Below are 15,148 nucleotides of genomic sequence, written 5' to 3' on the forward strand. Positions count from 1 at the left end.
GCGCACTGTCCGACCAGACGGTGGTGTTGCCGTCCGTACCGGCGCAGGGCGGCCCGGCCGGGGTCGACACCAGCCCGGTCTGGCCCGCCGCCGCACAGGCGAACCCCACCGCCGCGCACACGCACCCCACCGCCGCGCGCACACATCCCAGCGCCGCGCACACGCACCTCACGGCCGCACACCCCGCCGCCGCGCAAGCTCACCGAACAGGCACCCAGGCGAACCCGGGCCTCGCTGAGGCAGGCCCCATTGCCGCCCAGCCGGACCCCGCCGCTCAGCCGGCCTGGCTCCCGCCCGTCGGCGCCAACCCGGCGCTGGCGCCGCCAGCCGCACCGCCGCCGGTCCAGCAGTACCACCACCAGCCACCCCAGGGGTCGTACGCGGCCCAGGACCAGCACCAGGCGCCGTACCCGAGTCAGCAGTACCACCCGGTGCCGGACGCGTACCGGGCGGCGTACGCCGATGGTGGTGAGTCGACGGGCCGCAACCGGGCGGCGCTGGTCGGCGCGGTCGTGGCGGCCGGGGTGGCCGTCGTGGCGGTGGCGGGCCTGGGTGCGGTGCTGCTGACCCGCGACGATCCGCCGCCGACCGGGACCGCGCCGACGGCAGCGGCACCGACGGTGGCGGGGCTTCCGCCGGGCGATCTCAAGCTGCGCGACGATTCGACCACGATCACGTTGACCTGGTCGGACCCGACCGGCGGGGCGGTGCCGTTCATGGTCGCCGCCGGCCGGGCCGGGCAGGCTCTGGGCGTGATGGCCACCGTGGACCCGGGGCGGACCAGCTACACGGTCAACGGGTTGAACTCCCGAGTGGATCACTGTTTCACCGTGTTGGCGGTCTACTCCACTGACAGTTTTGCGACTTCCGGACAGGTGTGCACCGCGCGGGAGCGCGACGCCACGTCGAGCGGGGAGCCCTCCGGCCGGGCGTCGCCGCGCTGAGTCGCACCGGAACCGCGCCGCGTCGACCGGAACCGGGCTGAGCTGGACGTCCACAACGCACACTCTCGGTATCCATAGGGGTGACGGTGCGGGTTCCCCCGCCACCACCAGCGCCATATGATGGCACCCGGCTCAGGGGAGGGGTTGCCGCAAGGCGCGCCACCTGCCACGACTCAGGGGAGGCAGCCGGCTGTGGCCAGCATCGACGACGCCGTACAGTCCGAGGCCCCCCGCTCCCGGTCCCGGCTGCGCGGTGGGCTGGTGACCGTCGGCACCGTGGCCGCGCTGCTGGCCGCCATGGGGCTGACCGTGCTCGGGTTGGGCGCGGCGGACAACGCGGTGGCCAACTACGACGCGAGTTCCTGGCTGTGGAGCGCGGCGCGCAGCGAGCTGGCCCGGGTCAACGGGGTCACCGCCCGGGTGGACACCCGCACCGAGATCCCGGGTGCCCGGCAGCATCCGATGCAGATCACCCAGACCGACCGGCTGCTGGTCCTGCGGGACCTGCAGACGGGGCAGGTCAGCTCCCTGGACCTGGCCACCCTCCAGCTCAGCGCGACCACCCGGACCACCCCCGGCCTGGGGGTGAGTGTGGCCCTGCACGAGGACGCGGCGTTCGTCGTCGACGCCGTGCAGGGCATCGTCCGGCAGCTCGATCCGCGGTCGTTGACCCCGGTCGGTGAGCCGGTGCGCTACCCGCCGGGCATCACCGGCGGCACGTTCGACGGTAAGGGTCGACTCTGGATCGCGGTGCCCAGCCAGGGCACGGTCTCGGCGATCACCGCGGCCAAGCTGCCGTCCGCGCCGGCGACGGCAAGTGCCGGGCTCAGCCCGAAGCAGGTCGAGTCGTACGACGTCGCCGACGCCAGCCACGAGCTGGTGGTCTCCGCCCTGGACGACGGGGTGGCGGTGCTCGACCGCACGGCGGGCAAGCTGGTGCGGGTGCAGCGCGGTGAGGTGCACCCGACGGCGCTGACGCTGTCCGGCCCGGCGGCGCTGCCCGCGCGCACCAGCGGCGCCCGGGTTCCGGTCACGGTGACCGCGGAGCGGCGGGTCGTGCTGGTGGGTGACGGTGGGCAGGAGAGCGCATTCACCGTGCCGGGTGAGGGGGACCGGCTCAGCCCGGCGGTGGCCTGGGCGAACCGGGTCTACTGCGCCGACGAGGCCACCGGCACCATCTACTCCTTCGACGCGGCGGGGCAGCTGGTCGAGACCATCCGCGGGCGGGCCAACGGGCCGCTGGAGCTGGAGGTCCGGGAGAACCACCTGTTCATCAACTCCCCCGACGCGGCGACCGCCCGGGTGGTGGACGACAAGCACCAGGTGCGCGAGGTCAACAAGTACGCCAACGACGTGCTCGGCGGTGACCCGCCGCCGGTTCCCCCGCCGCCGCCTCCGCCGAAGAAGCCGCGGGTGGGCAAGCCGAGCGCGCCGCGCAGCGTCACCGCCGCCGCCGGCAACGCCGAGGCGCGGGTGAGTTGGCGCCCGGCCGCCGCCAACGGCGCAGAGATCATCAAGTACGTGGTGCAGGGCGCCGGGCAGCGCCTGGAGGTGGGCGCGAACCAGCGAGCGGTGGAGGTCAAGGGTCTGACCAACGGCGAGACGTACCGGTTCGCGGTGCACGCCGTCAACGCCAAGGGCGACGGCCCGCCGCGCAACAGCAACCCGGTGACGCCGACGGCGGCGGTCCCCGACCCACCGGCAAGCGTCACCGCGCAGGAACGGCCGGACGGCACGGTGCGGGTCAAGTGGCCGGCGGCGAACGGGCAGGGCAACACCATCGCGAGGTACGCGGTGACGGCCAGTTCGGCGGGGACGAACGCGCCGGCCGGCGAGTCGACCAAGACCGAGCTGGTGGTGCCCGCCGGTGAGCTGGAGTTCGGCACCCAGTACGCGTTCACGGTGGTGGCGGTCAACAGCAAGGGCGCCGGGTCGGCGGCGTCACCGGTCAGCAACACCGTGGTGCCATTCGCGGCGCCCGGCCGGCCGCTGCAACTGCGCGCCGGCACGGTCGCCAACCAGCCGGGTGCGGTGACGGTGCAGTGGGCCCCGGCCGAGGCCAACGGTCGGCCGGTGACGAAGTACCTGGTCGACGTCGGCGGGCGGGTCAGCGAGGTGACCGACACCCGCACGACCGTCACCGGGCTCGGCAACGGCCAGAACGTCACGGTGAAGGTGAAGGCGGTCAACGAGGCCGGGCCGGGCCCGGAGGCCACCGCCACCGCCCGCACGGTCGCCGAGCCACGGGTCACCGTGACCGGCTCGTCGTCGACGGCCACCGGGGCGACTGTCACGTTCACGGTGGACGCCGGGGGCGGTCAGGCCACCTGCACGCTGACCACGACGGGCGAACCGGCGAAGGCCGGGGCGTGCTCCAGCATCACGATGACGGGCCTGACGCCGGGCACCACCTACACGTTCACGGTGACGGCGAGCAACGCCGCCGGCAAGGGCACCGCCACGAAGGCGCAGGCCACCCAGCCGCTGTACGGGGTCGCGACCTGCCGCAACGGCGCGTCCGGGCCCGAGTCGACCTACTGCGACCGGGACCGGGAAGGCCGCAACGGCAACGAGATCTTCTCGGTCACCCGGCAGGACAACGACAAGCAGGTGGGCTGGGCCAAGCCCGGCACCCGGCTCCAGGCGTACTGCAAGAAGTCGGGCGAAGAGGTCTACGCCTACATCTACAACAACGAGAAGCGCAGCACCTGGTGGGTGCAGGTCAACTACAAGGGTGGCAAGAACTACATCCCCTGGGCCTGGCTCAACCTGGAGGGCGGCGATGACATCAAGGTCCTGCCCACCTGCTGAACCACCAGGCGAGGAGCACCACCGACCGTGAACACCCACGAGCCGCTCACCCAGCCGGAGGTCCAGGGCTTCGCCGCCCTGGCCGCCCGGCTGGCCGAGAACGTCAACGCGGTGGTACTCGGCAAACCGCAGGTGGTGCGGCTGGCGCTGACCGCGCTCTTCGCCCAGGGTCACGTGCTGCTGGAGGACGTGCCCGGGGTCGGTAAGACGACCCTGGCGCGGGCCATCGCCGCCACGGTCAAGGGCGAGTGGCGGCGCATCCAGTTCACGCCCGACCTGCTCCCCTCGGACGTGTCCGGCGTGACGATCTTCAACCAGGCGACCCGGGACTTCGAGTTCCATCCGGGGCCGGTCTTCGCCAACATCGTCATCGCCGACGAGATCAACCGGGCGTCGCCGAAGACCCAGTCGGCGCTGCTGGAGGTGATGGAGGAACGCACGGTCACCGTGGACGGGGTCCGGCACCCGGTGCCGTCGCCGTTCCTGGTGGTCGCCACCCAGAACCCGGTGGAGATGGACGGCACCTACCGGCTGCCCGAGGCGCAGTTGGACCGTTTCCTGGTGAAGCTCTCCGTCGGCTACCCGGACGAGGCCGTCGAGGTCGAGGTGCTGCGCGGCGCGACGGTGCGGTCCCCCGAGGCGCTCGCCCCGGTCACCGACACCGCCACCGTCGGCGAGATGGTCCGGATGGCCCGCCGGGTGCACATCGCCGAGCCGCTGTACGCGTACGCGGTCCGGTTGGCCGCTGCCACCCGCACCCACCCGCAGGTGCGCGTCGGCGTCAGCCCCCGGGGCGTGATCGCGTTGACCCGGGCGGCGTGCGCGTACGCGCTGATCGACGGGCGGGGCTGGATCATGCCGGAGGACCTGAAGGCGCTCGCCGAGGCGGTCTTCGCCCACCGGCTGCTGCTCACCCCGGACGCCCAGGTGCGCGGGATGACCCCGGCCGAGGTGCTGCGCCAGGCCGTCGCCTCGGTGCCGGTGCCGCTGCCGTCGGGGCAACCCGCTCCGGTGCAGGGCTGACCGGCAGCAGCGCGATGGGAATCACCGCCCGTGGGGTCGGGCTGCTCGTCGCCGCCGTGGTGCTGCTGGGGGCGGGTTTCCGGTTCGCGTACCCCGAGTTGACGTTGCTCGGCGCGGCGGCCGGCGGGGCCGTCGGCTACGCCGCGCTGGTCGCGGCCTGGCGGCCCCGGCTGACGGTGACCCGCCGCGCGGACCCGGACCGGGTGGCGCGCGGCGAGCCGGCGAGCATGGCGTTGACAGTGCGCAACACCGGCCGGCTGCGCTCGGCGAACCTGCTGGCCGAGGACCGGTGCGGCCAGCGGACCGTGCCGGTGCCGGTGCTGCGCCTGCGACCCGGCCGGGACACCGAGGTCCGCTACGACGTGCCGACCGACCGTCGTGGGGTGGTGCCGGTCGGGCCGCTGCGGGTGACCCGCCGCGACCCGCTGGGGTTGGTGGCGCTGGCCCGTTCCTACGGCGCGGCGGTGCCGGTCTGGGTGCACCCCCGGATCCACCCGCTGACGGCGGTGCCCAGGGGCGCGGGGCGCAGCCTCGACGGCCGGGTGGACGGCGTCCCGCACGGGTCGATCACGTTCGACTCGCTGCGGGAGTACGTGGTCGGCGACGAGCTGCGCCGCGTGCACTGGCGCACCAGCGCCCGGGTGGGTGAGCTGATGGTGCGCGAGAACGTGGACACCAGCCTGCCGCGCCTGGTCGTCCTGCTGGACAACCGTGCCGTCGCGCACCCGCAGCGGGTCGGCGGGGTGGCGGAGTCGTTCGAGTCGGCGTGCGAGGCGGCGGCGTCGGTCGTCACCGCCGCGCACCGCGCGGACCTGCCGGTGCTGCTGCTCACGGTCGCCGCCGAAACCCTGACCTCCGACGGCGAGGCAGACGGTCCGCTCGGGCCGCTGGACCGGCTCGCCGCCGCCGACCTCTCCGACGACGGCGACGCGGTGCGGGCGGCCACCACCCGACTGCGACAGGACCGGCTCGGCGACACGCTGATCTTCCTGACCGGGCCCGGCGGCCGCGACGAGCTGGGCCACGTCGGGGCGCTGCGCGGGGCGTACCCGTCGGTGGTGGTCGCGGTGTTCGGCGCGGCCGAGCCGACGCCGCCGGGCACCGCCGGTCTGGTGGTCGTCGACGCGGCCGACGGCGCGCAGTTCGCCGCCGAGTGGGACGGGGTACGCCGGTGGTGACGCTCGCCGTGCGGGTGCTGCGGGCGGCGGTCCTGCCGCTGGCCCTGATCGGGCTGACGGCGCTCGCCGGGGTGGTGCTCGGCCGGGTGTACGCGGGCAACCTGCTGGCCTGGCTGGTGATCGGCGCGGCGGCGGGTTCGGTGCTGGTCAGCGTGGCCGCCCGGCGGCTGCCGTCCTGGTTGGTGGCGCCGGTGTCGGTGGCCGCGATGGCCGGCTGGACACTGTGGTCGCTGCGACTGGCCGCCACCCGCGCTGAGATACCGGGCGGCCTGCTGGAGGTCACCGCCGACGCCGCCCGCAACGGCATCCCCCGGCTGCTCACCGCGATGATCCCGGTGGAGCCCACCCCGGACAACGTGCTGGTGCCGGTCGTCGCCGCCTGGCTGGCCGGGCTGACCGGCGCGGAGGTGGCGCTACGCACCGGCCGAGTGCTGCTGGGTTACCTGCCGGCGGCCGGGCTCTACGCCGCCGCCCTCTACGTGGTCGGCCCGAACGCCGAACCGGCCCTGGGGTCGACAGTGGTGTTCGTCGCGGTCGCGGCCCTCGGCCTGGCCACCCCCACCCGCACCGCGGCGGGCGGCGGCGATCCGAGCGCGGAGCTGACCCCCCGGGTACGCGCGGCGGTGCGACTGCGGCTGGCCACCAGCGCGGCGCTCGGGGTGGCACTGGTGGTCGGGCTGGTGGCGTTGCTCGGCCCCGTCGTCGCCGAACAGGTCAACGGGCGGCCGGTGGACCCCCGCCGCTACGTGGAGCCACCGCAGGTCCAGACACTCGACGAGAACCCGCTGATCCGCATCTCCGGCTGGGCGCTGCACCCGGAGCAGAAACTGCTCGACGTGAGCACGGAACGCCCCGACGCACCGCCCGCCGGCCCCCCGCCGGACGCCGATCCCGCCCCGGACACCGCGCGCAGTGTGCGGATCCGGTTGGCGGTGCTCAGCGACTACGACGGGGTGACCTGGCGGGTCGGCGCGACGTACCGCAACGCCGGGCGGATCCTGCCGGCCGCCACCGTGGCCCGCGACAGTACCGTGCGGACGGTCCGGCAGCAGATCAGCGTGGCCGAGTTGAGCGGCCGGCTGCTGCCCGCCGTGGCGACACCCCGGGAGGTCAGTGGCGCGCGGGTGGCGTACGACCCGGCGAGCGGGACGCTGATCCGACCGGAGGGGCTGACGCCGGGGCTGCGGTACGCGGTGACCTCCGTCGAGGAACGCCCCGACCAGAATCTGTTGGCCAGCGCGAACGTGCCCGCCGGCGAGGAGGTGGCCCGGGTGCTGCGGGTCGCCGACGGGGTGCCCGACCCGATGCGCCGGCTGGCCACCCAACTCGCCGAGGAGAACGGCGCCCCGTTCGCGCGCGCCTCGGCGATCGAGCAGTTCCTGGCCGAGCACTACCGGGTGGTGGCGGACGCGCCGAGCGGGCACGCGTACCCCAATCTGGGTTTCTTTCTGTTCGGGCCCCGCAACGGCGGCGGGCAGGAGGGCACCTCGGAGCAGTTCGCGGCGGCCTTCGCGGTCCTCGGCCGGCTTTCCGGGCTGCCCACCCGGGTGGTGGTGGGCTTCCGGACCAGCGGGCAGGGGCCGGTGCTGGCCGGTGACGCGTACGCCTGGCCGGAGGTGCTCTTCGACGGGCTGGGCTGGGTGTCGTTCGACCCGCTGCCCCGCCCCGACAACGAGCCGCGACCGGTCGAGGAGGACTTCCGCCCGACGCCGGAGGACCCGCCCCCGTCGGAGGCGCCGGCACCGACCGCCGAGCCCAGCGCCTCACCGGACCCGGCGACCGCCGTCGACGCCCCGCCCGGCAACGGTGGGGTCTCCACGCCGGTGCTGGTCGCCGGCGGCAGCGGCGGCCTGCTGCTGGTGGTGGGGGCGCTCCTGCTCACCCTGCTGGCGATGCGCCGCTCGCTGACCCGCGGCCGGCTCGTGCGGGGCGACCCCGGCCAGCGCATCGCCGGCGCCTGGCGGGAGGTCACCGACGCGCTCCGGCTGGCCGGCAGACCGGTCGGCGACGACCTGGCCGCCACCGAGGTCGCCGGCCACGCCCGCCAGACCCTCGCCGACGCCCGCCTCGCTCGCAGCGGAAGTGACACGGTCGCTGTCACGCCCAGCGGCGACACGGCGGCGGCGGACCCGCCCGGCCCGGCCGTGGACGAGTTGGCGGCCCTGCTCAACCAGGTGGGCTTCGCCCCCGGCGCGGCGACACCCGACCAGGCGGCTCGCGCCGCCGACGTGGCCACCGCCTACGTGACCACCCTGCGCTCCGCCCGCCCGTGGTGGCGTCGCCTGCTCTGGTCGGTCCACCCGTCTCCCCTGCGCCGCGCCCGCCGCTCCTCGCGGTGATCACGAGCAGCGACGGCCCTCCGGGCGGGGCGGGGGGAAACAGGCTGGCGCGGAGGGTGCCCGCCTACGAGCATCAGAGCGTGGATCAGCATTCGAGCGACATCGTCGACTACTACACGCAGCGCTACCGCGAGGACCAGCGGCTCACCGCCCGCCCGCAGGCGCGACTGGAATGGATCCGCACGACGCAGCTCCTGCGGGATCTCCTGCCCGGTCCAGGTGCCCGGGTGCTGGACATCGGTGGGGGCACCGGCGAGTACGCCCGGGCCCTCGTCCTAGCCGGCTACGACGTCCGCCTCGTCGACCTGGTGCCCAGCCACGTCGCGCAGGCCCGCGACGGGCACCCTCCGGTCGAGGCACAGGTGGGCGACGCGCGCGCGCTTCCCGACGCCGACGATGGATATGACGCCGCGCTGCTCCTGGGCCCGCTCTACCACCTGGTACGCCGCGCCGACCGGCTACAGGCCCTGCGCGAGGCGGTCCGGGTCACCCGCCCCGGCGGTCTCGTCGTGGCCGCCGTCATCTCCCGCTTCGCCGGCCCGTTGGACTTCGCGGCCACCGGACGACTCGACGAGAGGCTGCTCGACGAGGCCAGGGCGCTGCTAAGCGACGGCGTCAACGATCCGCGCATCGGGTTCACCCACGCCTACTTCCACCGGGTCGAGGAGATCACCGACGAGTGCGCGGTCGCGGGGCTGACCGATGTTGTCGTACACGGTGTGGAGGGCCCGGCCTGGACGGCGGCGGAGGCGGCGAACGGGCCGGCGCAGGACGTCGTCTTCGCCGCGGCGTTGGACCTGGCCCGGCTCTACAGCAACGAGCCCGCGCTGATCAGCTCCAGTGCCCACCTCCTGGCCGTCGGACGCGTTCCCAGCCGGTAGCGGGTCAGGTGGTCAGCCGGCGGATGAGTTTGCGCATGCCGGCCTGCCAGCCGTCCGGGTCCTCGGCGCGACGGCGGGCGTAGTCGGCGACCTCGGGGTGCGGCAGGATCAGGAAACGTTCCTCGGCCAGCCCGGCGACGGCCGCGTCGGCGACCTGGTCCGGGGTGAGCACCGCACCGGACGCGGCGACCACCCGCGCGCCCAGGTGAGCGTCGGCGAGCCCGTCGGCGAGCATCGGCGTGTCCACCCCCTGCGGGCACAGCGCGCTGACCCGGATGCCCCGGTTCCGGTAGGTGATGGCCAGCCACTCGGCGAACCCCACCGAGGCGTGCTTCGTCGCGGTGTACGGGGCGTCGCCGACCGCGGTCAGCACACCCGCCGCCGAGCAGGTGTGCAGCAGGTGCCCACCGCCCCGGGCGAGCATTCCGGGCAGCACCGCGCGGGCCGAGTAGACGTGGGCGAGCACGTTGACCCGCCAGGCGCGGTCCCAGCCGGCGTCGTCGACCTCCACTCCCCCGCCGGTGGTCACCCCCGCGTTGGCGCAGAACAGGTCGATCCGGCCGTACCGTTGCTCGGTGTCGGCGACCAGCGCGCGGACCTGCTCCTCGTCGGTGACGTCGAGGGCGCGGGCGTGCGCGACCGGGCCGATGCCCTCGGCTACCGCGCGGGCCGCGTCGGCGTCCAGGTCGGCGACCACCACGGCGGCGGCCCCCTCGCCGGCGAAGCGGCGCGACAGCGCCGCGCCGATGCCGCCGGCCCCGCCGGTGACCACCACGATCCGGTCGGTGAGGTTCACGCGGACGCCTCCACGACGGTCGTGCCCAACTGGGCGATGAGGCCGAGCAGCGCGCTCGCGCCGCCGGCGGTGACCTCGGGCGTGGGCAACAGCGCCATGATCGGCACGTCCACCCCGGCGTCGGCGTAACGGCGCACCTCGGCGCGGCACCGCTGCGGCGAGCCGTGCAGCACCAGCGCGTCGACCACCTCGTCGGGCACCGCCGCGTTGGCCCCGCGCCGGTCACCGGCGGCCCACGCCTCCCACATCAGCGCGAGCGCCTCGTCGCGGCCGAGCCAGCGGTGGAACTCGGCGTACGCCGCGACGGTCAGGTAGCTGGTGATGAGCCGGCGGCCGAGCGCCCGGGCGTAGGCGGTGTCCTCGGTGGGGCAGACGAAGATCCGGGCGGCGACCTCGAAACCGGCCCGGCGCTCGCCCACCTCGGCGAGGGCACGCGGCACGTCGTCGGCGCCGAGCCAGTTGAGGATGACCCCGTCGGCTTCCGCGCCGGCCAGCCGGAGCATCCCCGGGCGCAGCGCGGCGAGCAGGATCGGTGGTGGCGTCGCCGGTGGTGATTCCAGCGTGAAGCGGCGGATGGTGAACGTGTCGTAGGCCTCGTTGACGGTCTCGCCGGCCAGCGCGGCGCGCAGGAAGCGCAGCACGTCGCGGGTGCGGCGGAACGGCTCGTCGAACGGCACGGCGTTCCAGTCTTGGACGAGCACCGGTGAGGACGCGCCGATGCCGAGCGAGAACCGGCCCGGCGCGGCCTCGGCCAGCGCCGCCGCGCTCATCGCCAGCAGACCCGGGCCTCGGGTGAAGACCGGTGTGATCGCGGTGCCGAGCCGCAGCCCCGGCTGCCAGGCCGCGGCGAGCGCCAGCGGGGTGAACGCGTCGGTCCCGGCGACCTCGGACGACCAGACGTCGGTGAACCCGGCCCGGTCGAGGGCCGCGTAGGCCGCGTCGTGCTGCGCCAGCGCGATCCCGCCCAGCGGCACCGTCATGCCCCATCGATTCGTCACCGGTCGATCGTGCCCGTTGACGCGGGCCCGAGCAAGATCCCCGGGTTGGGCAGAATCGCCGGTTTCCGACCGTGCGTGGCGGTGGAAAGTGTTACCACTTCGAGGTGGACCGGACCGACGGCGCAGGCCGCTGACCATGGGTTCCAGGGCGGCGGGACACCTGGAGCCGGTTCCGGCGGCGGCAACGCCCGGCCGAGCCACGTTCCTGGAACTCTTCTTCGATCTGGTGTTCGTCTTCGCGCTCACCCGGATCTCGGCGCGCGCGTTCGAGGACCTGACCGAGGAGTCCGGCCGGAGGTACATCTGGGAGGCGGTCACCGGCAGCGGCAAGACACTGCTGTTGCTGCTCGCGCTCTGGGCGGTCTGGCAGGGCACGGCGTGGACGACCAGCCGCTACGACCCCTACCGGGTGCCGTTGCAGACCGTGGTGATCACCGCGTTGGTGTGCAGCATGCTGATGGGGGTCGCGATCCCCCGGGCGTTCAGCGAGACCGCGCTGATGTTCGCGGTGGCGTACGTGATCGCGCAGGTGACCCGGCCGGTGATCCTGTCGTTCGCGCTGGGCGCGCACCCGTACCGCCGGCTGAAGGTGCGGATGGCGGTGATCTTCGCGCTGAGCGGGGTGCTCTGGATCGGCGGCGCGATGCAGGGCACCAACGGGCAGGTGGCGCTCTGGTCGGCGGCGTTGGCGTTCGAGTATCTGGCGGCCCGCTGTGGTTGGCCGGTGCCCGGCCTGGGCCGCTCGACGATCTCCAAGTGGGAGATCGCCGGGGAACACCTGGCCGAGCGGTACCAGCAGTTCTTCCTCGTGGCGCTGGGCGAGACGATCCTGGTGGCCGGTTTCGCGTACAGCAAGGGCCCGTACGAGGCGGGGCACGCGTGGGCGTTCGCGCTGGCACTGGCCACCTCGATCATGCTGTGGCGGATCTACGTGCAGCGGGCCGGGCGGATCCTGGGCGAGGCGGTGACGAAGGCCCGGCACCCCGCCACCATCGGCCGCTCCGCCGCCGACACCCACCTGCTGATGGTGATCGGCCTCGCTTCCACGGCGATCGGATACGAGCTGATCATCGAAAGCCCGCTGGAGCGGATCCCCGGGCCGTGGCTGGTCATGGTGCTCGCCGGGCCGATCCTGTTCCTGGCCGGGCGGTCCCGCCTGGAGTACGAGGTGTTCGCACGGGTCTCCCCGTCCCGGTGGATCGCCCTGCTGGTCCTGCTGGCCTCGGCCGTGCCGCTGCGACACCTGCCCGGGGTGGCCGCGACAGCGGTCGGAGCGGTGGTGCTGGCCGCTGTCGCGGTGGCCGACGCCCGTCGCGCCCACGGCGCCCCACCGGAGGCCGCCACGCCACCGTTCTGAGCCTCACCTGCCCTTGTCGCGGCGGCGCGGAGGGCTAACCTCGGCCGGTGACCTTCTCCCTCGTCGCCCGCTCCGCCGACGGTCGCCTACACGGCGTCGCCGTCGCCAGCAAGTTCCTCGCCGCCGGGGCGTTGGTCCCGGCCGCCGCCGCCGAGGTCGGCGCGCTGGCCACCCAGGCCCACGTCAACCTCGCCTACCGCCCGCAGGGCCTCACCCTGCTGCGCACCGGGGTGGCCCCCGCCGACGTGGTGGCCGGGCTGATCGCCGCCGACCCCGAGCGGGAGCACCGCCAAGTCGGCGTCGTGGGGGCCACCGGTGCGGGTGCCACCTGGACCGGGCCGGCCTGCCATCCGTGGGCCGGCGGGCGGACCGGCGACGGTTGGGCCGCACAGGGCAACATCCTCACCGGGCCGGAGGTCGTCGACGCCCTCGGCGCGGCCTGGCAGGCGGGAGCGGCACTGCCGTTCGCGGAGCGGTTGGTCGCCGCGCTGCGGGCCGGCGACGAGGCCGGCGGCGACCGGCGGGGCCGGCAGAGCGCCGGCCTGCTGGTGGTCGAGCGCGGCGGCGGGTACGGCGGCACCAGCGACGTGGTGGTCGACCTGCGCGTGGACGACCACCCGGACCCGGTCGCCGAGCTGGGCCGGCTGCTCACCGTGCACACCATGCTGTTCGGCCGGCCGGACCCGGCCACCCTGCTCGACCTCAGCGGCGCGGTCGCCGCCGAGGTGGCGGCGTTGCTCGGCGCGCTGGGCCACCCGGTGCACGCCGACGACACGGAAGCGGCGTTGATCTCCTGGGCCGGGTTGGAGAACCTGGAGGAGCGGCTGGTGCCGGGTCGCATCGACCCCGTGGTCCTCACCCACCTGCGCGGTGTCGCCCCGCACGTCCCCGCCCCGCGCGCCGCGAGCTGACCGCGCTCGGCCGCCCAGGTGGCTACGCCGGCTGACTCAGCCCTTCACCCGGGGCACCAGCCGGTGCACGACGGTGAGCGCCAACGCCATCACCACCGCCATCGTGCCGGCGATCCCGGCGGCGCTGCCCGCGTACCCGACGAACAGGGGTCGGCGGGCCAGCTCCTCCGGCCCGGTGTCGCGCAGGTCGAGCAGCCAGGACAGCGAGAGCCCGCAGGCCACCAGGGCGAGCACACCACCGACCCCGAGCACCAGCGCCGCGACCCGGTGCGCGTCGCCGGGGGCGATCTCGGCCTGCTCCCGCTGGGTGACCAGCAGCAGCAACCCGGCCAACGCCGCCCACACCCCCACCACCAGGTACGCGGCGGCGGCGTCGCTGGGTCGGTGCCAGCCGGCGGAGAGGGTGGCGACTCCGGCGACGGCGGCGTACCCGGCACCGATGAAGGCCCCGACGGCTCGCACCTTGCGCGGCAGCACGAGCATCAACGCGACCGCCACCGAGGCGGCCACCGTGGCGTGCCCGCTCGGGAGGCTGTTGCCCACCGCGGCGCGCTCCGGGTCGACACCGTAGTCGGGCCGGTTCAGCCCGTACTTGAGCAACTGGGTGGTGACGTTCGCTCCGGCGATCAGCAGGGTCGCGGTGATCGCCAGGGCGATCCGTCCCCGGATCAGCGCGATGAACCCGATCGTCGCGGTGACGGCCAGCAGGGAGACCACCGACATCGCGTTGAGGATCTTGTCGACGGGGCCGTCGATTGTGTCCTGCCCGATCCGGTTGCCGGTGAGGGCGACCGTGTCCACCCACTGACCTATCTCGGAGTGCACGGCCACCCGCCACACGGCGAGGAAGGCGGCCGCCTGGACGAGGGCCAGTACGACCAACCAGACAGCGGTCCAACCCCGTGCCGTCGCGCGCATCCGCACACCGTAGCGGCAGGTGTCGGCGGTCCGACCGGTGGCCCGCCACCATCTGGCGGTTAGGTTGTGCCGGAGGCGAGGAGGCGGTGGTGAGCGGAGTACCGGAGCGCGACAGCGCACCGACCGAACCCGGCCCGGAGCAGGGTGAAGGCGACAAACCGGGGTCGGCCGGGCCGATGCCGACGGGCGGCGACGCCGGGGCCGGTGGGTCGGCGCGGGTCGAGTCGTTGACGGATCTGCTGGGCGGGCGACGCGGCGCCATCGACGCGACCCTGCCGCCGCTGGCCTTCGCGGTGGGCTGGCTGCTGGGCGGCGAGTCGCTGTGGGGCGGGGTCGGCGCGGCGCTGGCCGTGGGCGCGGTGGTGGCCGGCGTACGGCTGCGTCGAGGTGACCGGCCGCGCTCGGTGCTGATCGGGCTGCTGGCCGTTTGCGTCGCGGCGTTGATCGCGGTACGCACCGGCCGGGCCGAGAACTTCTTTCTGATCCAGGTGCTGTCGAACGCCGCGAGCGCTCTGGCGTGGACGGTCAGCATCGTGGTGCGGTGGCCACTGCTCGGCGTGCTGGTCGGCGCGGTGCTGGGCCAGCGGGCCGGGTGGCGGCGCGACCCGGCGCTGCTGCGCGGGTACGGCCGGGCCAGTTGGGTGTGGACGGTGACCTACCTGCTGCGGGTGGCCGTGTTCGTGCCGCTCTACCTGGGTGGGCAGGTGCTCGCGCTGGTGGTCGCCCGGGTGGCGCTGACCTGGCCGCTGGTCGCCGCGGCGCTGGCGCTGAGCTGGGTGGTGCTGCGGCGCTCGCTGCCGGCCGGGCACCCGGGGTTGCGTCACCCGGTCGTGCCGCCGGACTGAGAAGCCCGGTCCCGCTCGCCGGACTCTGGGCAAAAAAGTGGAGAGGCCGCCACGGGGGGAGCGGCCTCTCCGGTGACGTACGTTACTCCGTCACAGACCTCGGTGTGATCCCGCGACGGCCCGAATTTCTGGGCTTTTTCGCGGCTG

At 74.5% G+C, this 15,148-nt stretch carries 11 protein-coding genes; 8 read left to right on the forward strand and 3 right to left on the reverse strand.

Annotation, left to right across the window (positions count from 1 at the left end; all coding sequences use genetic code 11):
* The first annotated feature begins 1,136 nt into the window (after positions 1-1,136).
* The 5 genes from AB0877_RS12385 (at position 1,137) to AB0877_RS12405 (ending at position 9,176) form a co-directional block, all read left to right on the forward strand.
* The gene (locus tag AB0877_RS12385; protein WP_366608648.1) at positions 1,137-3,755 is read left to right on the forward strand and encodes a fibronectin type III domain-containing protein; all 2,619 of its coding nucleotides are present in this window, start codon (positions 1,137-1,139) and stop codon (positions 3,753-3,755) included.
* Between the two features lie 27 nt (positions 3,756-3,782).
* Positions 3,783-4,778, forward strand: a complete 996-nt coding sequence (locus tag AB0877_RS12390; protein ID WP_124777372.1) for a MoxR family ATPase — start codon at positions 3,783-3,785, stop codon at positions 4,776-4,778.
* 14 nt (positions 4,779-4,792) lie between these two features.
* Positions 4,793-5,956 (forward strand): DUF58 domain-containing protein, encoded by a 1,164-nt coding sequence (locus AB0877_RS12395; RefSeq protein WP_366608649.1) that lies wholly within the window; start codon positions 4,793-4,795, stop codon positions 5,954-5,956.
* Entirely contained in the window at positions 5,950-8,295 is a 2,346-nt protein-coding gene (locus AB0877_RS12400) for a transglutaminaseTgpA domain-containing protein (RefSeq protein WP_366608650.1), read from the forward strand. The genes AB0877_RS12395 and AB0877_RS12400 overlap by 7 nt, the downstream gene beginning before the upstream one ends.
* Before the next feature lie 80 nt (positions 8,296-8,375).
* Positions 8,376-9,176 (forward strand): class I SAM-dependent methyltransferase, encoded by an 801-nt coding sequence (locus tag AB0877_RS12405; protein ID WP_366608651.1) that lies wholly within the window; start codon positions 8,376-8,378, stop codon positions 9,174-9,176.
* A gap of 4 nt (positions 9,177-9,180) precedes the next feature.
* On the opposite strand, the gene AB0877_RS12410 is transcribed toward AB0877_RS12405, so the two are convergent.
* Positions 9,181-9,972: an SDR family oxidoreductase gene (locus AB0877_RS12410; RefSeq protein WP_366608652.1), complete on the reverse strand. Its 792-nt coding sequence runs from the start codon at positions 9,970-9,972 to the stop codon at positions 9,181-9,183.
* On the reverse strand, positions 9,969-10,952 hold the full coding sequence (locus AB0877_RS12415) for an LLM class F420-dependent oxidoreductase (protein WP_366608731.1): 984 nt from the start codon (positions 10,950-10,952) through the stop codon (positions 9,969-9,971). Before AB0877_RS12415 ends, AB0877_RS12410 begins: the two co-directional genes overlap by 4 nt.
* 154 nt (positions 10,953-11,106) lie before the next feature.
* Here AB0877_RS12415 and AB0877_RS12420 point away from each other — a divergent pair, with 154 nt between their 5' ends.
* Positions 11,107-12,327: a low temperature requirement protein A gene (locus AB0877_RS12420; protein WP_366608653.1), complete on the forward strand. Its 1,221-nt coding sequence runs from the start codon at positions 11,107-11,109 to the stop codon at positions 12,325-12,327.
* 47 nt (positions 12,328-12,374) lie between these two features.
* On the forward strand, positions 12,375-13,238 hold the full coding sequence (locus tag AB0877_RS12425) for a DUF1028 domain-containing protein (protein ID WP_366608654.1): 864 nt from the start codon (positions 12,375-12,377) through the stop codon (positions 13,236-13,238).
* 36 nt (positions 13,239-13,274) lie between these two features.
* On the opposite strand, the gene AB0877_RS12430 is transcribed toward AB0877_RS12425, so the two are convergent.
* Complete coding sequence (locus tag AB0877_RS12430) at positions 13,275-14,162, reverse strand: phosphatase PAP2 family protein (RefSeq protein ID WP_366608655.1); 888 nt, start codon at positions 14,160-14,162, stop codon at positions 13,275-13,277.
* A gap of 170 nt (positions 14,163-14,332) precedes the next feature.
* Between AB0877_RS12430 and AB0877_RS12435 the strand changes: the two genes are divergently transcribed.
* Positions 14,333-15,001, forward strand: coding sequence for a DUF3159 domain-containing protein (locus AB0877_RS12435; RefSeq protein ID WP_366608732.1), 669 nt, complete (start codon positions 14,333-14,335; stop codon positions 14,999-15,001).
* The last annotated feature ends 147 nt before the right edge of the window (positions 15,002-15,148 follow it).

Source organism: Micromonospora sp. NPDC047644, from assembly GCF_040704315.1.
Taxonomy (GTDB): domain Bacteria; phylum Actinomycetota; class Actinomycetes; order Mycobacteriales; family Micromonosporaceae; genus Micromonospora.

Coding starts and splice junctions, on each gene's coding strand:
- AB0877_RS12395 (WP_366608649.1), top strand. CDS start 4,793: ATGGGAATCACCGCCCGTGGGGTCGGGCTGCTCGTCGCCGCCGTGGTG.
- AB0877_RS12415 (WP_366608731.1), bottom strand. CDS start 10,952: ATGACGGTGCCGCTGGGCGGGATCGCGCTGGCGCAGCACGACGCGGCC.
- AB0877_RS12420 (WP_366608653.1), top strand. CDS start 11,107: ATGGGTTCCAGGGCGGCGGGACACCTGGAGCCGGTTCCGGCGGCGGCA.
- AB0877_RS12435 (WP_366608732.1), top strand. CDS start 14,333: ATGCCGACGGGCGGCGACGCCGGGGCCGGTGGGTCGGCGCGGGTCGAG.